This is a genomic window from Emticicia sp. BO119, assembly GCF_013912375.1.
Lineage (GTDB): Bacteria > Bacteroidota > Bacteroidia > Cytophagales > Spirosomataceae > Emticicia.
Window position 1 is genome coordinate 119,797 of the sequence record NZ_JACETV010000005.1, and the last position, 20,652, is coordinate 140,448.

Sequence of the window (20,652 nt, forward strand, 5' to 3'; positions counted from 1 at the left end):
TCTCTCTGACTCTACAGGAAAATCCTAAAGTAAAAATATAGGAGCTAAGCCTACCGGCGCATTCTTGGATGAGTATATGCGTGACACCGTAGGCCGTGGTGAGCTATTTGACCCGCTCAATACCATTTAAAATTCCTCCTTTAATCATCTTCCCATAACCATCATCAGGCAATAAATCGGCAAATGAAAGAGCCAGTTGATAATTTTTTCTGGCCTTAGCAAAGTCATTCAGGTCTTCATAGCATTTTCCAATATTTAAATACAAAGATGGATACGTAGCCCTTATCGAATCATCATTGATGTTCAAGGCATGCTGCAAGGCTGTTTCGTCCCATTTCAATTTATCAGCTATGGTTTTCTGATGCCGCGCTACATAATGTGCTGAGGTGAATTTCTCAAAATCATTGGCTGCTTCATCCCATGCTTGCTGAAAAAGTTGTAGCGCCTCTTCTTTTTTTCCTTCTCCCTCCAACATCATGCCTTGTCCGCACATTTGTACGATTTTGTTGTTTTTGTCGAACTGCATTATAATTATTAATTAATGAGCTACAATAGTAATAGGTCTTATACCCCCGAAGCATTGATATACATCAAAAAAACTATTTAGATTTCAATCGGCTCAAGGTTTCCTGCGTTATATCCAGAAATGAAGCCAGAATCCTATTCGAAAGCCTTTGAATATAAATTGGCGTTTCAGCCATTAGCTTATCAAAGCGTTGTTTCGCCGAAAGCGTTACCAGATTTTCTATTTTCTTATTCTGATAGAGATAAGCCATTTCCAGCAGCATTCTATAAAACTCCGCCCAGGCTGGCAATTCGGCTATTAATCCATGAAAATCTTTATGGCTGATGACATATACTACTGAATCTTCTAAGGCATCAACCAGCTCAAGCGAGGGTTGTTGTGAGATAAAACTGGCAATGGAAGTCGCAATAGAACCCTCAAAGGCCACATATCTTGTTTTCTCATGCCCTTGTGTTGTAAGGTAATACGTACGGATGCAGCCGCTATGAACAAAATATAATTCCTTACAAATCTCTCCTTCAGAAAGCAAAAAAGTATTCTTTTTTATAGTTTTTGGCTTAAAATAAGAGGCTATTGAATCGATTTGCTCATCGTTAAGCTTTGTATTGATTCGAAGGTAATTTCTGAGTTTTTCTTTCACGCAATCAGGTATTATGAAATTCTTGCCTTTAAAATTACTATTAATCAAAGTCAGATTTCAGAAACTGTTTGAGTTAATATTGTTTTAATAGATATTCTGGAAATCTGATATAAATCCGATTAAGATAAATATCACGGCAAACCGTGATTGACATTGAAAAAGCAGGATAAGATATTTGCTGAAAAAACCACCCATGAAAACATCTACAAAACTTTACTTATGCTTTGCATTTATCTTGTCAGGAAACATCATATTTGCTCAGACAGCAAAAGTAGTTGATACACCCGATGGAACAGTCATCAGCACGATCGGAGGTAATGAAATTCCACATTCTACTGCCATTCTGGATATCAGAAGTACTAATAAAGGCATTTTATTGCCTCGTATGACAACTGCTAACCGTGATGTTATCAGTGTTCCGACAGCAGGTTTACTAATCTATAATACTTCCACCAATCAGTTCAACTACCACAATGGTTCGTCCTGGCAGGTAGCTTCTTTAGGTAATCAGTGGGGGGTTAATGGGAGTGTGCTGCATCATAGCGGACAAGTGGGTGTGGGTACTTCAACAATGACTAATGCCAATACTTTTCTGACGGTAAGAGGAAATCTGGGAGGTACTAATCTGGAAGGTATGTATATAGATGCCAGCAGCACCACCGGAAAGGCCTTTTATGGTTATTCGGTCAACGACAGTTCAAGAGCTTATCATTATTATGATGGCAGTACCTCAAAATGGAATCTGGCTATGGGAGGTTTAGATAGAATAACAGTTACAAGTAGCGGTTTCGTAGGCATCGGAACAACCTCCCCTACATACAGATTAAGTGTGGGAGGCAGTACTTACATATCTGGCGGTGCTTACATTGCCAGCACCTCATTCATTGGTGATTATTTAGAGGTAGATGGCTCAATTTATGGGTATAACAATCTATCTGTGAGTGGAGTAGCAACAATAAAAGGCGGTAAAGGAGTAGCCTACAATGCCAGTAGTTCTCAAAATCTCAGAATATTCAGATTTACCACAGACTACATTCATGTAGCATTAGCAGCACATGCATCAACTTCTACTACAGTGACATTTGCAGGAGGTTTTACTTCAACACCTTATGTTATGGTTGGAGATATTGATTTGTCAGGCGGAACGGCAGGTGAATTACACCGGGTAATACTGGTATTAAGTGGCTGTTCCTTAAATACTACAAACGGAGATACTACTTGCAATGCAAAATTGATAAACACAGATAATAGCAGTTTAGATTATAGTATCAGATGGAACTGCGTGGCTATCGGCTATTAACCAGCAATTCATTCTGACCCAAAGGCACTAAAATCGTAAACTTAGTGCCTTTGCCCGATTCTGAACCAATAAACAGCTCTCCTCCTATAGCCTCAACGCGACCCTGAATATTTTTCAGTCCAATGCCTTTCTGCTGGTTTTCCTGTATGCCACGTCCGTTATCTATTACTTCCAATAGCAAATCCTTACCTTTCTGAGCCAGATAAATCGTAGCGCCAGTAGCTTTTGAATGCTTGATGATATTCTGCATCAGTTCAAGACAAATGACGTAAATATTCAGATCAATATTTTTATTACGATACGTTAATTCATCAATTACCAAGTCGAAATAAATGCGCTGATTATGATTGATTTTCTGAATCATGCGTTTAAGTGCATTCGCCAGACCTTCTTTTTCCAGTTCTTCGGGCATCAGATTATGTGAGAGAATCCTGACTTCCGAATAAGCATTCTCAGTCATAGATAATATATTGGCATAAATCTGCTGCTCTCTTTCAGACAGGTGTTCGGGGCTGATATTATCTAACGATATATTGATAGCCGTCAGTAAACTACCTAAATTATCGTGCAGGTCTGCGGCCATACGTTTACGCTCAATGGTTTGCCCACGCTGCATGGCTTCCTTGATTTCATCATAAGACTTCTGCAATTCTGCTGTTCTTTCCCTTACCTTTTGCTCCAGTTGTTCGTTCAGCAATTCTGCTTCTTTTTTCCGTTTCTGTATATTCCTGAAGTTCCAGGCCAGAGATAGCAGTAGCAGCCCAAGCAAACCAACACCAACCCACAAGAATTGCTGAGTCTGCTGTTTTCTTTCGGCTTCGGCTGACAAGTTTTCGATACGATTCTGCTGTAAAAGTCTTGTCTTTTCCGATGAGGTTTTCAGTTGTTCTATCTGAAACTTTCTTGCCAGTTCGTCTCTCTCATTCTTTTCATAAAGTGCCAACCTTTCAGCTTCCGCATTACGGCTTTTAAGTAGTAAAATTTCATTTGCCCGCAGCGATGAATCGATAATCGCCTTCTGTAATAATTCCTGTCGCTCAAACTCTGCTTTGGCTCTTTCTGTCTCCAGTTTCTTCTGCAACCCCAACACCTGTGTCAGTTTCCGACGATTACTTATTGAATCGTTCATGATATTGTATCTTTCGTAGGCTGTCAGGGCTAAATCATATTTTTGCAGTTTTTTAGCAGACAGATACTGCACTTCATAATTATCAGCTTCGTGTTTGATAGCCATTGCCGCCTGCGCCAATGACTCTGATCTGGTAGTATATTGCAGAGCTAAAGAATAATCTCCTGATAAATATGCCGCCTTTGCCAGATAAGTATAACAAGCAAAAAGATAAAATCGGCTATTTGTTTCTTCAAAATACCTGACAGCTTTTTTGACATTAGCTATTCCTTCTTCAATTCTATCCAGATGTATAAGGCAACGGCCTATTTCCATCAATGTAACCATTTCAATAGAAGTAGACAGCTTACCCTCATGGATATAATCCAATGCCTTCCGGTAATTTTTCAGTGCTTCGGCAAATTGCTTTTGTTCGGCATAAATCACACCTATATCATCATATTTATACGCATAGCTCAAAGCCCATTTACCGATTTTTTCTTTGGCAATACCCATTTTATAATCATTGGCCTGACAGATACTTATAATATCTAAGGCTTTTTTATGATAAATAAGGGCGTTTTCGTAATCACGCAAGAGCTGATAACTACTGGCAATGCGGGTTAATGAATAAGTAGCCAGTATTAAATCTGCCCCTTTCAGATTCTCGGCTTTTTTATTGGCTTCCAGACTAATATCCAGTGCTTTCTGGTAATCTGTTTTAATGGTGTAAGCAATGCCTATATAATCATAGGCCTTGAAAATCTGGGCATTATACTGAATATGGGTGGCATATTTCAATAATCTTTCCGCATAACGCATCATCGAATCAGGGTTTTTCTGTGCTATCCGGTTATTATAATACATATAGGCCAGTCGCTCTGTGGCCAACACTATTAGGGTATCTTCTGTCCTGTTTCTGGTTTTGTGTTCAAGTGTGTAAAACAACCTTTTAGTAGCCACAAAAATACTATCGGCATTCACGGGTTTACGGGCAAGGTCAGCCGCCTTAAAAGTATCATTCAGATCAGGCAAGCGAACCGATTGGGCAAAGCTATTGGAATAGAGGAGGGTCAGAACTATTGAAAAATAGAAGCTAATATTTTTCATGGCATGCCGTTGTTTGGATGAAAATTCCAATCGAATAGTAAATTTACGTTTTAAAGGGTCGAATTATTCATTCTGCATCAAGTTTTTTGCAAAAAGTTATTAAGCGTTTTCTCTTAAAAAAACAAAACCCCCGGCTTATGACCAGGGGTAAAATAAAATATTTTTCACCTCTGCTACTTCTCCTTATAAATCTTCCCCTCTTTCATTACCAATGCTACATTCATCATCACTTTGGCATCTTTCAACGGGTCACCTTCAACGGCTACAATATCAGCAAGTTTTCCTTTTTCAACAGAGCCTAATTCTGATTTCATACCCAGAATTTCCGCATTCACAATCGTAGCAGATTTAATAGCTTCCATCATCGGCATACCGCCTTCTACCATATATTGAAACTCTTTGGCATTATATCCATGCGGAAACACCCCGGCGTCTGTCCCGAATGCCACTTTCACCCCTGCCTTATAGGCTTTAGCAAAAGTTTCAGCAATTTGTTTGGCTGTTTCAATGGCTTTGGGCACAACTAATGGATGATAATACCCCGGCACTTTTACCGAATCTCCTACCGTTTTTCCGGCAATGATGGTCGGCACATAATACGCTCCATGCTTTTTGAACAGTTCAATAGCTTCATCGTCCATAAAAGTACCATGTTCAATCGTAGTTACTCCGGCTCTGATGGCGCGTTTCATTCCTTCCGCACCATGTGCATGGGCAGCTACATGAAAACCATAATCTTTAGCTGTTGAGACAATCGCCGAGATTTCGTCTTCTGTAAATTGCGGGCCTTTTCCGTTTTTGGCAATACTCAAAACACCCCCGGTTGCGGTTATCTTGATACAATCAGACCCATCTTTATACCGTTGGCGTACTGCCTGACGACCTCCTTCGGGGCTATCAACCACGCCATTTGTCACATAATCAGGTACAGAATAGGTATTGCTGATACCATTGGTAGGGTCACCGTGCCCACCGGTCGTAGCAATCGTGCGACCAGCCGTAAAAATTCTCGGGCCAATTACCAGACCTTTATTAATAGCATTGCGTATTGAAATATTTACGCCGCTACCGCCTAAATCTCTTACAGTTGTAAAGCCCGCCATGAGTGTAGTAGCTGCATATTTCTGCGATTCAAAGGCAACGTCAGCCATATTGCTACTCATACGTTTCAGGTACTGGTCTTTGCTGGTTTCGCTTTCTATATGCACGTGCATATCAATCCAGCCCGGCATTACGGTACGGGTTTTCATATCAACCACTTTATCGGTGGCCTGAGCAGCTGTATAGCCATTCTGTATATCGGCAATACGATTTTTTTCTACCACAATCGTCACCTGCGATTTAGGTGTATTGCTGATACCATCTATCAGTGTACCGCAATGAATAAGAGTGCGTTGTGCAAATGTGGTGGAAGATACCCCCAGTAAGAGGGCTAACAGGTAGCTTTTCTTCATTGATGAGTTTAGTTTAGGTATGGTGTAAATATAAATAAAAAAGCCTCTCTGTTGTGCAGAGAGGCTTAAAATTTTATCAAATCCCTTAGTTCTTCGATACCAGTACTCCATTAGCAACAAAGGTAAGTTCTGTTTTTGGTTCTGTAATTCTGGCAACCTCTTCTTTGCTTTTACCTCCGTCTTCGGCATAGTGGCGAAGCTCATCAACCGAGGTAGTTTTGGTTTTGGCATTGCCTTCAAATACTACTGTTTTTCCGGCTATATCTTTTGGCACAAAGAAACCATAATCCTTAAAAGTAACCCGCATGGTTTCGCCGTTATCTAATTTTACTTTCATCCAGCAGCCTTTTACCTGACATACTGATTCAACCACGCCCGACACCTTGCTTTCAAAAGCGGGCATTTCTTTAGCTTTTTTGCTTAATTCTGTTGCTGGCAATGCTCCGTTAGCTTCTATTTTTTCACCAAAGCTGTCGAATTTCTGACCAAACGAAATGTTTACAGTAATTAAGATAACAAGAATTGAAATAAGTTTTTTCATTGTTGATAGAATTAATTTTGATGATAAAACTGATTACACTTTTTTAGAATAAACAACTGTCAATCACAAGATTTTATCATATGATATTTTTAAAAACAGCAATTTTAGATATTTAGTACAAAGTTAAGTAAAAAATTGATTAATCAATTACTGTTACCCAACCTTTGCAGGTAGAGCCCGACGGCGTACTGAATATATAATAATAAGTACCCGATGGCATACCTTTACCCCAGTCGTTCTGATAATCTTTCGATTCATAAATCAGTTTGCCATAGCGGTTATAAATATCTATGGTCACGTCCTTGAATCCGGTTACAAAGTTATCATTTTTTCCGTCATTATTTGGAGTTATCACATTCGGCACTTTGCCATCATTTTCAGGTACATCAATACTTTTGGTCACTGATAACTCACACCCTATCTTGTTATAAGCCTTAAGTGTAACCTGAAAAGTGCCGCTTTTAGTATAGCGGTAACTCTGGGGTATCAGGCCATTCAGCGTATCGGCATTACCCATACCCCACTTAAACTCAGTTGCATTCTGTGTTTTATTAGTAAAAGTGAGTTCATAAGGTTTTGTACAATCCTGCGTGATGGAGTAATCAAAATCCGGTTGAAATGTATCATCAATTTTCACAGTTACACTTCGGGTTGGTTTACAACCATCGGGGTATTCGCACGTGACAGTATAAGTACTGGTTTTAGTAGGCGTAACTGTAATAGTTGTACCCGGCAAGTCTTGTACCTCTGGCCCAGACCACGTAAATTTGATTCCATACCCGGTAGCTTTCAATTCAACAGTCTGCCCTGCACATATTTCTTTGCCTCCATTAGCCAGAAAATCCGGTTTATTATCTTCTACTTTAATTGTTACTTCTTTATTTACTACACAACCATCTTTTTCAATCGTTACCGTGTATTTAGTGGTACTCTGGGGTTTGGCAATAGGGTTGGCTATTGAAGAATTATCTAAATTAGCCGATGGCGACCACGTGTATTTCTCGCCCCCCTGTGCAGTTAGCTGTACAGGAGAATTAGGACAAACCAGCGTATCGCCGCTGGCTTTGGCGATAAAACCTTTTACCAGGAGTGTCTTGATGGTAGAATCTGTAGTACGACAAGTGATTTTATTAAAAATACGCAGTTTGATAGTATAAGTGCCGGGTTCTGTAAAATTATACCCTATCATATCTTTGGTTCGTGTAATCACGTTTTCATTGATTACCCATTCATAGGTTTTTGCACCTTTACTGAGGTCATAGAAATTAATTTTTGCCGGGGCGCATATTTCTGTTACAGGGCGGTTTGCTTCATTTTTTATTTCAAAATTGGCTCTCAACGCATCAATTTCAAACTTAAAAGCTGCCATATTACAGTTGGTACTCATGTGTTGTGGCTGATACGCATTTTTAATTGGGAAAGTTGCAATATGATCTTCACCACGCGACAGACAAGCGCAGGCGCTATGATAAATATACCCGTGTTTATCGAACCGACAGGTGCCGCCATCTACGTGGTCGCCTACTTCTCCTGTTGGGTCTTTTGGTGCAGCCGAGCCAAAAAAAGTAGCATAAAGCAATGACTTTGCGTTTTTCTCTAAAATCATCAGGTAAAAATTACTACCTGTGGTAGTAGCCTGATAGGCATCGGCAGTGACAGGTAGCCCTGTGGTAGTACTAAAGCGATTCAGGTTTTTAGAGGCCGATGAGTTTACTTTCCCGCCCCAGCCTGCCAGATAAATATTCCCGCAGTCGTTTACCAGAAAGGCCGTTGGTACAATATCAATACGCCCCCTGCCTCTACCTGCACCTACCACTGTAGAAAAGATGGTTTTAGACAGGTTTTTATCCAGACAATGCACAAATTGCCCGCTATTGGCATTGCGATAAACATTATCAGACACCGGGTAGCTGCCTTGTGTAAGCCCGAATATATAGACATTATCGTCGTTATCGATTTCGAGAAAGAAATTGGCATCTGCTTCGTCTGTACCCATATAGGTCATTTGCTCAATGGCACCTGAAGCACTGAATTTGGCAATAAATCCATCTCCACTACCTCCATAAGCCTGCCCGTGTACTCCTGGTGTAGTTGGCAGGTTAGCACTGAATGTCTGCCCGCATACATATACCTTTCCGGCATCATCAACTTTTATTCCATAAGCTCCGTCAAAATTATTGCCCCCCAGGTAAGTGCTCCACAAGAGCTGTGAGCAGGTCGGGTTGAGTTTACAAACCACCGCATCGTAACCTGCGCCTTTGGTAGTCTGGCTTGCATTTACCAGTGGAAAATCGGTCGAGGCCGAAATAGAAGCAAAGTAAATATTATCGTCTTTATCAACTACCACCTCACCCCGAAACTCATCACCATAGTTTTTGATAATCAACGCACGGGTATCGTTAAATCCATCATTGGCTTTACCACCCATATAAGTACTACCTACCAGTCTTCTTCCATCGGCACTCAGTACTGCCACAAAAATATCACTGCCCCGTTCAAACCCTATCCCTGTAAAATTAGGATCTTCGTCGGCCGTCGATATAGACCCATACACACCAAACAGGCTACCACCAGCGTGCTTTTTCTGATAAGAAGCACCCGTAGTCGGAAAATTTCCAGAGGCTGTAGTACCAAAAATCACTAACTCTCCTTTAGAGTTGGCAATCAGGCTATGTGGCACGTCAGAGGCATCTCCACCCAAAAAAGTAGCATATAAGAGTTGAGAACCATCAGTACTGAACTTCATAATTACCACGTCTGTGATGCCATAACCCTTAGGGTTATTCATCCCGTTCGACATACTGCCGGAATCCCCATTAACCTGAAAAGCGCCATTCGTTACCGGAAAATCAGTACCAAAAACCGAACCTCCAGAAAACAGATTGCCGTCTGCATCATAAGTGGCCGTCTGAGCCCAGTTATCTGATTTTGAGCCGGAGTAGGTCGAAAAAACTAATTCGGGGTCGATGGTGAGAGATTGCGATGCATCATATTTCTCAGGAAACTCAAATTGCACTTCATTGTTTCGTAACCTGAATCCCGATTTAACCTCAGCGGTCTTTCCGCCAATTACCTGAAAAGAATAAGGTTCAAACTCTGTTACAGTATTTACAGAGGTTTGGTAGCTGAGTTTTTTATTCTGAATACTCAGTTCATCAAGCCCTGTATATTTCATTCTGATTTTCGACACATCAGCCTTGGGTCGGGCTATATATTCATATTTGAGCGATTGATCGAAACTATATAATCTGAAGTCAATACCGGGGTAAATATCTTTCAGATAAATCTCGTCATAGGCCGAGACTCCCCCCCGCCATTTGCCTGGGTCATTGCCAATAAAATAATTATAAATTGTAGTATTTTTACCTGCGGTTTCTATTACAGGAGTAAGATTAGCATCCTGAAAGGTCATTTCAAACGCATGCCCTTTAATGGGCCCGGGTGCCACTCTTGCGCCTTTATCGTTTGTTATCCCTCCGGCATGCAAAGCGGCCAGAGCTTTGGTATCAAAAAAAACATATTGTATTCCTGTACGCTTGACTAACAGATACCCTCCCGGAAGGTCTGCCTTGAAAAGTACAGAGGTCTCCCACTGCCCCTCATTATGGATAAACTTCACTGATTTGTTCGGGGCGGCTTTTGATTCAGCAATAGCAATAATGAAGAAACAAAAAAAGTAAAAATATCTCATTCCAATCTGTGTTGATAGCGTAGGTTAAAAAGTAGGTCAAAATTTATTTAAGGTAGAAGTACGCTTTTAAAACGCAGCAGATTTTTTTCAGCTAAATTAAATTATATTTTCCATATAACAGCAATAATCCACATTAAAAAATATAATCTTCATTCTACTACCTCCACTCCTTTTCTGTTGAAGTAGAGTAAAGCAAAAAACTACAAATGCGGCAATGTAACCTCAAACACGCTTCCTTTACCCACCTCGCTTTGTACTTCAATCTTTCCCTGATGTATATCAATGATTCTCCGGCACACCGACAAGCCAATTCCATGTCCACGATACCCCGAGGCATTATGAGTGCGGTAAAAAGGCTCAAAAATTTTGCTCAGTTCACTTTCAGGAATCCCGATTCCATTATCTTTTACCGCAACAATACATTGTTTTTCATCAAAACGTATCTTTACTTCTGCCTCGTGTTGCATCGAGTACTTACAGGCATTATCCAATAAATTGGTAAAAACAGTCAACAGCAGGGCTTCATTCCCGTTAACCGTCACCCATTTGTCATCGTCAGGTATATCATCAAAATCTACCGCTATTCTATAATCAGCGTTAAGCCCTAAAATCTCTTCCTGCGCCTTAAACAGTATCTCATCAATACGGGTAGGTTTCAGGGCCATATTGTTCTCCTGATTTTCTGACTTTGCCAGTTGTAGTAGTCCATTGGTCAGTTGTATCAGGCGTTGTGTATCAGTCAGTAGCGACTTAAGTATATTTTTATATTCGTCACCCGTCCGCTCATTTTCCAGAGCAATCTGAATCTCCGATTTAAGGGCAGCTAAAGGGGTTCTTAATTCATGAGAGGCGTTTGATACAAAACTTTTCTGTAGTTCAAAAGAAGTTTCCAGCCGCTCAAGCATTTTATTAAAATTATTGGCGAGCTGTGCTATTTCGTCTTTATTATTGCCTACATTTACTTTTTGTTTCAGGTTGTAGGCGGTAATATTGGTAATCTCCTCATTGATTCCGGCAATGGGTTTAAGCGACTGCCCGGCAAAAATAATTCCTAAAATAATTGTGAGTGTTATACCAATCACAAAGCTCGTAATGAGTGTATCTCGTATATTCTGTAGCTTTTCTCTACCATAAATATCAGTAGCTTCGGCTATTACTACATACGATTTGCCGTTTTCGTCGATATACAGTGAGCCTGTTACCTGATTATCCCAATCGCTTGTTTCAATATATTTCTTTTGCCTGACATCTTTCAGAAAACCCGGATTATATAAAATAGAATCTGCCTCATAGCTGGCATACACCAACTCGTCTTTATCATTAAACATCAACACTTTTTCTACATTCAGTTTTCCTAAAATAGACTTATTGGCATCGCGCAGTTTTTTCTTATCTTTTTCGGTTATTTTTAATTCCTTGAGCAGCTGAGCGGTCAGAATCCCCCTATCATGCAGGCGATTATAGAACTCCTGTTTTCTGAAATTTTCAGAAGTATAATAGACAGCCAACGAGAATATAATCAGAATACAAGCGATTATTATCGTAAATTGTATTGCTATCTTAGTACGTATTTGCATATTTGGGTATGTATTCGGGCATTTAACAGATTCCTGACATTCTTAAAACGAAGTTTTCATCTCAAATTTAATAAAGAATATGCAAATTCATGTAATTGATGCAGGACATTTCAAATTAGATGGTGGAGCCATGTTTGGTGTAGTACCCAAGACCATCTGGCATAAGCAAATACCTGCCGATGAAAATAATTTGTGTAGCTGGAAAATGCGCTGCCTTTTAGTGAATACAGGCCAACAACTGATATTGATTGATAGTGGTATGGGCGATAAACAAGATGCCAGATGGATGGGTTTTTATTACAGGCATGGAGACGGAGACCTGATTGAATCCATTAAAAAAGCAGGATATTCACCAAACGAAATCACCGATGTGCTTTGTACCCATCTGCATTTCGATCATTGCGGCGGAAGTGTGAAATGGAATACAACAAAAGACCGACTGGAACTGACCTTCCCTAATGCCAGATACTGGACACACTCGGCACATTGGGAATCTGCCATAAACCCTAACCCGCGAGAGAAAGCCACTTTTCTGAAAGAGAATATCTTGCCTATGCAGGAAACAGGAGCTTTGCATTTTACAGATAAAGCAGAAAAAACTTTTGGCGACTCAATTGAGTTATTGTATGCTAATGGGCATACCGAAAACATGATTATGCCTAAAATAAAACAAGGAGAAAAAACGTATTTATTTATTGCCGACACTATTCCGTCTCATGCCCATGTACCGATTCCTTATGTGATGGGGTATGACATACGCCCCTTGCAGACCATGAGCGAAAAAGAATACCTGCTTAAACAGGTGGCTGACAATAACTGGACAATTATTTTCGACCATGACCCAGTGCATGATGCCGCACATATCCATCTGACAGAAAAAGGGTATAGAGTAGCCGATATGTTTAATTTGTAGGTATTTTACTGAGCAGAAAAAGTGTAAGCATATTTTATCTTTAATAAAAAAATCATAACTGCATGAAAATAGGATTAGCACTTTCAGGAGGGGGTAGCAGAGGGTTTGCCCATTTGGGAGTTATTAAAGCACTTGATGAAATGGGTCTGAAACCAAGTATGATTACCGGCACAAGTGCCGGCTCTATTGTAGGTGCCATGATTGCCGCCGGCTATTCTCCTGATTATGTTTTTGAAGCCATTGCTTCAGCAGGTATCTTCAGTCACTTAAAATTTGCATTTAATCGGTTCGGCTTGTTCAAGCTCGAAAAGGCCGTAGAATTATTTCTAAAATACATACCTCACAATTCATTTGAGCAACTCAAACTCCCGCTCACAATCTGCGCTACTGACCTTGAAGCTGGAGAAGCAGTATATTTTAATAAAGGTGAACTGGCCATGCCAATTTTAGCCTCATGCTGCCTGCCGGGGATATTTGAACCTATCCGTTTTCAGAATAAAACTTTAATTGATGGCGGAGTAACTGATAACCTGCCTATTGGCCCCTTGGAACAACACTGTGACTTTATCATTGGTGTAAACGTAATGCCAGTCAATAACAATGCGGCCATTAATTCGGTAAAAGATGTATTAATGAAGAGTCTTTTTATAGCCATCCGAAATAATTCGGGAGATAAACTGAAACGCTGTGATATTGGAATTGAACCCCATGAGATTTACCGCTACAATGGACTGAATATGTCTAAGGCAAAAGAAATGTTTCAATTAGGCTATGAAAGCGCTTTGAGGGAATGTGAGGGAAAATTGAATCAATTAGTGAATGAGTGATTTAGTAACTAAATATGTTTAGGATTATCAGATATGAAAATCCCTCAGCAACAAAGTAAGCTGTGCTCTTGATTTCACTTCTGTTTTCTGATAAATTCTATGTGTGTGGTCTTTAATGGTCTGTACCGTAACAAATAATTTGTCTGCAATCTCCTGGTTTGTTTTTCCCTGATAAATATATTGCACGATTTCGGCTTCACGAGCAGTGATACTATACTTTTCTATAAATGCATTGAATGAAAAAACTGAAGGTGTTTTTTCTGCCTCAACTGTCAGTTTTATGGCATAAGTAAAATAAACGGCAAGAGCCGTATGGGTTAGAAAGAATAAAAAGATAAAAATCAGCTCTACAACAGGTGGATTGTGACTCGCAAGAAACAAAAGGATATAGACAAGGCCGGAAAAGAATACTAAAAAAATAAAAGTCTGCTTCTGTTTTTTAGTTAAATAAGTTATTTCTGAAAATATCAGGATACTCACCATTAATAAACTGATACTAATGCCAAAAACCCCATAGATTTGAGGAATATTTGCTAAAACAGCAAAACGGATATAGCTTATATAAAGCATTACTATCAGAAAAACAATTATTAAAGCCGATGCCTGGAGCAGAATCTCCGGTTTTTTCTTTAAAAGGCTCATACTCCACCATACAAGCATTAATTTCCCTGTTATTAGGAATGGCGTACCAAGCACTGTCAGAAAGTTAGTTACTATTCTGTTTTCTTCTGGAGTAGTATTCTGGCTAAAGAAAATCAGAAAGAATACTTTGCTCCACAGGGCATAGAACCCAAAAGTGTAAATAAGCACCAGATAATACTGCAAATACCGGAATGAGGGAATTTTCCCTGATTTGGTATCTCTGAACAATACAAGAATCCCCCCTGTAGTTAAACCTAAACAGAAGATAAAACTCGCCCACACAAAAATCATTCTTAAGTCCATAATCCAATCACTGATATTTCGGATAAAAGTATTCACTATCCTTCTTAGCTTATCAATACTAAAGTAGTGTTTTTTCAAATTCCTACTTAGGTAGCTGTTATAGATTTCATTCCCTGGCTACATTTGAGCATTGATTTAAACAAAACAATTATGGAAAACAATCCTTTGATTCTGCCCGGTGCAGGCACATGCCTGTCGTATGGTTGGGCTAAAATGAAACAATATTTTCTGCCTTTATTGCTGGTTGTGATAGTGGCATCAATTTTTGATCCACCCCTAAAGATTCTGAAAACAGAGGCAGACACGCCAACCACCGAGCGTTTAGTATTAGAAGTATTAGGGCTGGCTTATTTTTTTCTTTTTGTACCTGTCATCAAGTATGGTGCTAATTACCTCTTTGTTCAGGCAGTTTATGACAGAAAAATTGAACTAAAAGATATTTTCACAGGATTCAATAACTACCTCAATATCATATTAGCCAATTTACTGGTGGTTTCTTTAATCGGAATCGGCATAGTCGCCCTGATTATTCCGGGAATTATTATTGCTTGCAGGCTTGCTCTGGTTTCTTATCTGGTTATGGACAAAAACTTGGATCCCATTGCCGCTATTGAAACAAGCTGGAGAAAAACCAACGGTTACTCCTGGGAAATATTCCTGCTGGCTGTTACCTCTGTTTTCATTTTTTTCTTAGGAATCTTAGCGCTGATTGTGGGGATATTCCCCGCCATTATCTGGATAAAAGCCTCGTTTGCCTCTTTGTACAAAGCAATTATGCAGCAAGAAGCAAACACTAATAATAACGAATAATATTGTTTGCCGGCTGCCTGCCTCTGGTTTAATTATATGAGACACTGTACACACTATTCTAAAACATTGTGTGTACAGTATCTGATAATTTCCTCACGAAATCATCAAATAAACACCATCACATCAAATCATTTACTATTTTTGGCATTAAATTGGATAATTTTTTAAGCGGACTATCGTTTAAAAAAGGGATATTGACTTCGGTTGATTCAGACGTATTACCCAAAAATATATTCAGAAGTGCAGAGACTATCCATCATTATAGGGTTTTTAATCGTTACGGCCGGGTGTTCGCAATTCACCAACTCGCCTACCAGTAAGGCCTGGCACAATACGAATGCCTATTTTAACTCCTTGATTATTGCCCGCGAAAACATGAAAGAGGCAGACAAGCAGTTGTTTACTACCCGCGAAGAAAACTACAGTGCATTGATGCCCATTTTATTGCCGATGGACTCCACCAAAGCACAGGAAGTAGCTACAAATCTGAAAGAAGTAATAGAAAAAACCTCTCTTATTGCCGAAAGACACTCCAATTCAAAATACTTAGCAGAAGCCTATATTCTCTTGGGCAAAGCCCGCATGATGAAAGGCGATTTTATCAATGCCATTGAGGTATTCAAATATGTAAATACAACTACTAAAGATGAAACAGGCCGTCATACGGCTTTAATCTGGCTGATGCGCGCCTATACCGAACAAAGAGATTATGAGATGGCGCTGAAAGTATCAGAAGTTATCAGAACGCTCGATCTGAACAAAACCAATACACGTGATTTCTACCTGACTAAAGCCTATCTGCACCAACGAACAGGAGAATTTGCTACTTCGGCCGCTATTGCAGAAGAAGCGCTCAAACTGATGTCGAAAAATGAACAGACAGCCCGCGTACATTATGCAGTAGGACAGATGTACGACATCATCAATCAATCGGCAAAGGCATTGCCCCATTATCTGGCTGTTCCTAAGAATCGCCCTAATTACGACATGGAGTTTTATGCACACCTGAATGCCCTGCTCGATGAAGCCGTGGTGCGAAGAGGCAGCACCGCAGGCGTTCAGGAGAATTTTAAGAAGATGCTGACCGACCGCAAAAATACCGATCTGAAAGACAAGATTTTCTATACAATGGGGAATTTAGAAGCCAGAAAAGAGAATTACCCCAAAGCCATTGAGTATTACAATGCCTCTTTAAGAAATTCAACCGGTAATAGTGCACAGAATGCCTATACCTACCTTGAACTGGCCGAGATACATTACAATAAATTATTGAAATATGACCTGGCAAGTCTCTATTATGACAGCACCATTACAGCACTGCCTAAAAACTCGCCGGATTATGAGCGTATTTCAAGAAGAGCCTCATCTTTGAGCGACTTCGTTACTTACCAGCGTGTACTGACCTTGGAAGATAGTTTGCAGCACCTCGCGGCTATGAATCCGGCAGCTTTGGAGAAAACTTTGGAGACAGTAATCCAACAAAAAGAGGAAGAAGCACAAAAAGCAAAAGAGGCAGCCGAACTGGCGGCAAAGAAAAACAACAATGTAGCCGTCGACAGGCTTTCAGACAAAGATGAAACCTTTAAAAGATGGGCACTCTACGATCCCGTTGTGATAGCCAAAAACAAAAGCGATTTCCAGCAGATATGGGGCACAAGACCTTTAGATGATAACTGGCGCAGAAAAGACAAGGAGGCGGGCTCAATTAGCTTTAAAGTTGAGCGTGGCGTAGTAGGCAGCGAACCTGCCCAGGCCAATGCACCTACCCGTCAGGAGGCCGAACAGCAAAAAGCTGACGCCGCCGCCAAAGAAATGGAAGCTAAGAAAAAAGAACTCTATACCCGGATTCCGACAACCCCTGAAAAACTGGTAGCCTCGCAACGTAAGCAGGAGGAAGCGTATTACCAGTTAGGTAAAATATACAAATTCCAGTTTAACGAACCTCAGAACGCCATTGCTACATTCAGGACTCTCCTCGCAAAGTTTCCTCAAACAGTCCATGAAGCAGAAGCTTTGTATTTGTTGGCACTCATGTCTGAAAATCAGGAAACAAATCCTTACCGTGCCACATTACTCAGTAAGCATCCGGCATCGACCTACGCAAGGCAACTATTAAGAGGGAATGCAAGCATCACGAGCGACACCGAATCAAAAGCACACGTAGTTTATACACAGGCATTTAATTTGTATAGTAACGATAGTTATCAGTCGGCTTTAAAAATGGCAGAAGACGGGCTGATAACCTATACTGGCACCAGTATCGAAGATAAATTTGCTATGTTGCGTATAATATTATTAGCTAAAACCGGACAAAGAGACGTTTACCAACAGGCACTCAATGAATTTATCCAGGGCTACCCCTCAAGTAACCTTATGCCCAAAGCCAAAGAATTAATGGCTGTTTTGGATAAGAAATAAAGGTTTATAAAATAATTTGTTGCTGAATGCTCGACATACCTGGTCTCTCAAAGAGTCTACTAATATTGAAGATTCGTCGATTGACATTAAAAAATATCTATTGAAATAGTGAATATTGGCAGAAATATATCCCTCGGAACTGCCAGATAATAATCTCAGAGAATTCCTTGTGTAAACCAGATGGCAAGTATTTAAGTAGTAAATTCTTAATATTCAACCATTAATTATTTACTCATTCACTAAATAAACAACATCTATAACCTATAATTATGACAAAGCCTAAAAAAACTACTCCTATTGAAGAGGATAGTGAGCAATCTCCTATTCTTGGCACCTGGCGAAACGTTTATATACTGGTTGCCGGAGCTCTGCTTGTTACAATTATCCTTTTCTACCTTTTTACCCTCTATTTTGCATGAGCAACCTCGACTGGACTCTTCTTACAGTTACACTCCTGATCATCATTGTATATGGTGTCTATAAAAGCCATCGGGATAAAGACATTGACGGCTATCTCTTAGGCAACCAATCGTTGCCCTGGTATCACGTGGGGCTGTCGGTAATGGCCACACAGGCCAGTGCCATAACCTTTTTATCAACTACCGGGCAGGGCTTTGATGATGGAATGCGCTTTGTGCAGTTCTACTTCGGGCTACCATTAGCCATGATAGTGCTCTGTATTACCTTTATCCCGATATTTCATCGACTCAAAGTATATACCGCTTACGAATACCTCGAACACCGTTTCGATGGCAAAGTGCGTATCTTTACAGCTTTCCTGTTTTTATTACAGCGCAGCCTCTCAACAGGTATTTCTATTTATGCGCCCTCTATCATACTCTCAACCATTTTCGGCTGGGACATTTTCTGGACAAACATCATTATGGGGGGCCTTGTACTGACTTATACAGTAATAGGCGGCACAAAGGCTATCTCTTATACCCATGTGCAACAAATGGTAGTAATTACAGTGGCCATGTTCCTGGCAGGGGTAATTGTACTACAGATGCTCCCCGAAAACATTGGTCTGGTAAAAGCCCTGAAGATTGCAGGTAAAGCCGGTCATATGAATCTGGTAAATTTTGAATTTAATCCTAAAGACCGTTATAATATATGGTCGGGGCTTATTGGTGGTTTCTTTTTACAGCTCTCCTATTTTGGTACTGACCAGTCGCAGGTCGGGCGTTATCTCACCGGAGAATCTACCAATCAAAGCCGGTTAGGTTTGGTCATGAATGGTCTGCTTAAAGTACCCATGCAGTTTTCTATCCTGTTGGTAGGGGTTTTGGTATTTGTGTTTTATCAATACAATACCTCTCCGGTTTTCTTTAATAAAGTAGAGGTCGATAAACTGCGTAGTAGCCAGTATGCCCCGCAGTTACAGGTATTAGAGAGAGAGCATGAAGCCATCTCCCAAAAAAAGCAACAATTATTAAGCAATATAGGCGATGCAGAGAATGGGCAATTGCAAGCCTATAAATCTTCTCTGAAAGAGTCCGACTCTCTCAGCAAAAATGTAAAATCGCAGGTTGTAGATTTAATCAAGAAAAATAACCCGGGAGCTACCACCAACGACAGAGATTTTGTCTTTCTGCGTTTTGTCCTGGATTATCTTCCTCATGGATTAATCGGCCTCTTGATAGCCGTCATTTTTGCTGCCTCTATGGGGTCAATTGCTTCAGCTTACAATTCTTTGGCTGCTACAACCGTTGTAGATGTGTACAGGAAGTACGCCAGAAAAACACCAACCGAAAAGTCAGAGTTGAATGCCTCAAAAGTTTCGACAGTTATCTGGGGTATTTTTTGTATATTTGTTGCACAATATGCAAGCGAACTGGGCAATATGATTGAGGTTGTCAATGTATTAGGCTCTTTGTTCTATGGCATCATTTTAGGCGTTTTTCTGGTAGCATTCTATTTCAAAAATATTGGCGGCACTGCTACTTTCTGGGCAGCAATTATCAGCCAGGGTATTATCTTAGGAATCGGGATTCCGCAGTTAATATTAAAAACAGAATGGATTGCCTACCTTTGGTTTAACCCCATTGGCTGTGCATTGGTCATTGGTATAGCGTTGATGATTCAAAACTTATGGAAAAAAAGCGGATACTCATCGTCGAAGACGACCAACGTTTAGCTGAAAACATCAGCAAAGGTCTGGCTGAGAAAGATTTCGATACCTCTGTTGCTTTTGACGGACAGATAGGGCTCCGACTGGCGCTGGGGGGCAAGTTCGACCTCGTAATTTTAGATGTCAACCTCCCTGTCATGAATGGCTATGAAGTTTGCGCCAGAATCCGTGAGAAAGACAGCCAGATACCTGTTATCATGCTGACTGCCCTCGGCGAAACCGACGACAAAATATTAGGCTTTGAAAAAGGTGCTGACGACTATATCGTCAAACCCTTTGAGTACCGTGAGCTACTGGCACGTGTGAATGTGTTTCTGAAAAGAGCTTATGCCGAAAATGAGCCGAATGCCTCAAGTCTGCTGCGAATTGCCGATCTGGAAATAAATCTTGAAAGCAAAACGGCTTCCCGCCAGGGTACTAAAATTGAATTGACTCCCAAAGAATTTTCTCTGTTGGAATACCTCATCAGAAACAAGGGAAAAGTAGTTTCAAAAGCTGAAATAGCCGAGAAAATATGGGAGGGCAACAATGCCGAAAACAGCCTGAATGTAATTGAGGTTTATATTAATTTTCTGCGTAAGAAGATAGACAAAGACTTTGAACCCAAGCTGATTCATACCAAAACAGGTATGGGTTATGTACTGAAAGACGATTAATCAGT

16 protein-coding genes are annotated in these 20,652 nt (G+C 40.3%); 8 read left to right on the forward strand and 8 right to left on the reverse strand.

The genetic code is table 11. The features are described from left to right. Positions 1-103: 103 nt before the first annotated feature. The gene (locus H1R81_RS17025; protein ID WP_181841954.1) at positions 104-526 is read right to left on the reverse strand and encodes an rRNA adenine methyltransferase; all 423 of its coding nucleotides are present in this window, start codon (positions 524-526) and stop codon (positions 104-106) included. A gap of 73 nt (positions 527-599) precedes the next feature. Further along, positions 600-1,166, reverse strand: coding sequence for a Crp/Fnr family transcriptional regulator (locus H1R81_RS17030; RefSeq protein ID WP_181841955.1), 567 nt, complete (start codon positions 1,164-1,166; stop codon positions 600-602). 193 nt (positions 1,167-1,359) lie between these two features. Here H1R81_RS17030 and H1R81_RS17035 point away from each other — a divergent pair, with 193 nt between their 5' ends. Further along, entirely contained in the window at positions 1,360-2,466 is a 1,107-nt protein-coding gene (locus tag H1R81_RS17035) for a hypothetical protein (RefSeq protein WP_181841956.1), read from the forward strand. On the opposite strand, the gene H1R81_RS17040 is transcribed toward H1R81_RS17035, so the two are convergent. The 5 genes from H1R81_RS17040 to H1R81_RS17060 form a co-directional block, all read right to left on the reverse strand. Further along, a complete protein-coding gene (locus H1R81_RS17040) occupies positions 2,453-4,684 on the reverse strand; it encodes an ATP-binding protein (protein WP_181841957.1) in 2,232 nt (743 codons plus the stop codon). The two genes, H1R81_RS17035 and H1R81_RS17040, sit on opposite strands and share 14 nt — an antisense overlap. A gap of 173 nt (positions 4,685-4,857) precedes the next feature. Next, complete coding sequence (locus H1R81_RS17045; protein ID WP_181841958.1) at positions 4,858-6,138, reverse strand: amidohydrolase family protein; 1,281 nt, start codon at positions 6,136-6,138, stop codon at positions 4,858-4,860. A gap of 85 nt (positions 6,139-6,223) precedes the next feature. Further along, complete coding sequence (locus H1R81_RS17050; RefSeq protein WP_181841959.1) at positions 6,224-6,679, reverse strand: DUF4920 domain-containing protein; 456 nt, start codon at positions 6,677-6,679, stop codon at positions 6,224-6,226. A gap of 139 nt (positions 6,680-6,818) precedes the next feature. Next, positions 6,819-10,370: a gliding motility-associated C-terminal domain-containing protein gene (locus H1R81_RS17055; RefSeq protein ID WP_181841960.1), complete on the reverse strand. Its 3,552-nt coding sequence runs from the start codon at positions 10,368-10,370 to the stop codon at positions 6,819-6,821. A 200-nt stretch (positions 10,371-10,570) separates the two neighbouring features. Continuing rightward, entirely contained in the window at positions 10,571-11,947 is a 1,377-nt protein-coding gene (locus H1R81_RS17060) for a HAMP domain-containing sensor histidine kinase (RefSeq protein WP_181841961.1), read from the reverse strand. Between the two features lie 79 nt (positions 11,948-12,026). On the opposite strand from H1R81_RS17060, the gene H1R81_RS17065 reads away from it, so the two are divergent. After that, positions 12,027-12,860, forward strand: a complete 834-nt coding sequence (locus H1R81_RS17065; protein ID WP_181841962.1) for an MBL fold metallo-hydrolase — start codon at positions 12,027-12,029, stop codon at positions 12,858-12,860. 62 nt (positions 12,861-12,922) lie between these two features. Beyond that, positions 12,923-13,687 (forward strand): patatin-like phospholipase family protein, encoded by a 765-nt coding sequence (locus tag H1R81_RS17070; protein ID WP_181841963.1) that lies wholly within the window; start codon positions 12,923-12,925, stop codon positions 13,685-13,687. A 27-nt stretch (positions 13,688-13,714) separates the two neighbouring features. Here the strand turns inward: H1R81_RS17070 and H1R81_RS17075 are convergent, their stop codons facing one another. Continuing rightward, positions 13,715-14,710 (reverse strand): helix-turn-helix transcriptional regulator, encoded by a 996-nt coding sequence (locus H1R81_RS17075; RefSeq protein ID WP_181841964.1) that lies wholly within the window; start codon positions 14,708-14,710, stop codon positions 13,715-13,717. A gap of 72 nt (positions 14,711-14,782) precedes the next feature. On the opposite strand from H1R81_RS17075, the gene H1R81_RS17080 reads away from it, so the two are divergent. From H1R81_RS17080 to H1R81_RS17100, 5 genes are all read left to right on the forward strand, one after another. After that, positions 14,783-15,442, forward strand: a complete 660-nt coding sequence (locus tag H1R81_RS17080) for a hypothetical protein (RefSeq protein ID WP_181841965.1) — start codon at positions 14,783-14,785, stop codon at positions 15,440-15,442. A gap of 240 nt (positions 15,443-15,682) precedes the next feature. Further along, positions 15,683-17,860: a tetratricopeptide repeat protein gene (locus H1R81_RS17085; protein ID WP_181841966.1), complete on the forward strand. Its 2,178-nt coding sequence runs from the start codon at positions 15,683-15,685 to the stop codon at positions 17,858-17,860. 269 nt (positions 17,861-18,129) lie between these two features. Beyond that, on the forward strand, positions 18,130-18,279 hold the full coding sequence (locus H1R81_RS17090) for a hypothetical protein (protein ID WP_181841967.1): 150 nt from the start codon (positions 18,130-18,132) through the stop codon (positions 18,277-18,279). After that, the gene (locus H1R81_RS17095) at positions 18,276-19,997 is read left to right on the forward strand and encodes a sodium:solute symporter (protein WP_181841968.1); all 1,722 of its coding nucleotides are present in this window, start codon (positions 18,276-18,278) and stop codon (positions 19,995-19,997) included. Before H1R81_RS17090 ends, H1R81_RS17095 begins: the two co-directional genes overlap by 4 nt. After that, positions 19,952-20,647 (forward strand): response regulator transcription factor, encoded by a 696-nt coding sequence (locus tag H1R81_RS17100; RefSeq protein WP_181841969.1) that lies wholly within the window; start codon positions 19,952-19,954, stop codon positions 20,645-20,647. Before H1R81_RS17095 ends, H1R81_RS17100 begins: the two co-directional genes overlap by 46 nt. The last annotated feature ends 5 nt before the right edge of the window (positions 20,648-20,652 follow it).

Coding starts and splice junctions, on each gene's coding strand:
- H1R81_RS17045 (WP_181841958.1), bottom strand. CDS start 6,138: ATGAAGAAAAGCTACCTGTTAGCCCTCTTACTGGGGGTATCTTCCACC.
- H1R81_RS17040 (WP_181841957.1), bottom strand. CDS start 4,684: ATGAAAAATATTAGCTTCTATTTTTCAATAGTTCTGACCCTCCTCTAT.
- H1R81_RS17050 (WP_181841959.1), bottom strand. CDS start 6,679: ATGAAAAAACTTATTTCAATTCTTGTTATCTTAATTACTGTAAACATT.
- H1R81_RS17095 (WP_181841968.1), top strand. CDS start 18,276: ATGAGCAACCTCGACTGGACTCTTCTTACAGTTACACTCCTGATCATC.
- H1R81_RS17080 (WP_181841965.1), top strand. CDS start 14,783: ATGGAAAACAATCCTTTGATTCTGCCCGGTGCAGGCACATGCCTGTCG.
- H1R81_RS17070 (WP_181841963.1), top strand. CDS start 12,923: ATGAAAATAGGATTAGCACTTTCAGGAGGGGGTAGCAGAGGGTTTGCC.
- H1R81_RS17055 (WP_181841960.1), bottom strand. CDS start 10,370: ATGAGATATTTTTACTTTTTTTGTTTCTTCATTATTGCTATTGCTGAA.
- H1R81_RS17090 (WP_181841967.1), top strand. CDS start 18,130: ATGACAAAGCCTAAAAAAACTACTCCTATTGAAGAGGATAGTGAGCAA.
- H1R81_RS17100 (WP_181841969.1), top strand. CDS start 19,952: ATGGAAAAAAAGCGGATACTCATCGTCGAAGACGACCAACGTTTAGCT.
- H1R81_RS17060 (WP_181841961.1), bottom strand. CDS start 11,947: ATGCAAATACGTACTAAGATAGCAATACAATTTACGATAATAATCGCT.
- H1R81_RS17035 (WP_181841956.1), top strand. CDS start 1,360: ATGAAAACATCTACAAAACTTTACTTATGCTTTGCATTTATCTTGTCA.
- H1R81_RS17025 (WP_181841954.1), bottom strand. CDS start 526: ATGCAGTTCGACAAAAACAACAAAATCGTACAAATGTGCGGACAAGGC.
- H1R81_RS17065 (WP_181841962.1), top strand. CDS start 12,027: ATGCAAATTCATGTAATTGATGCAGGACATTTCAAATTAGATGGTGGA.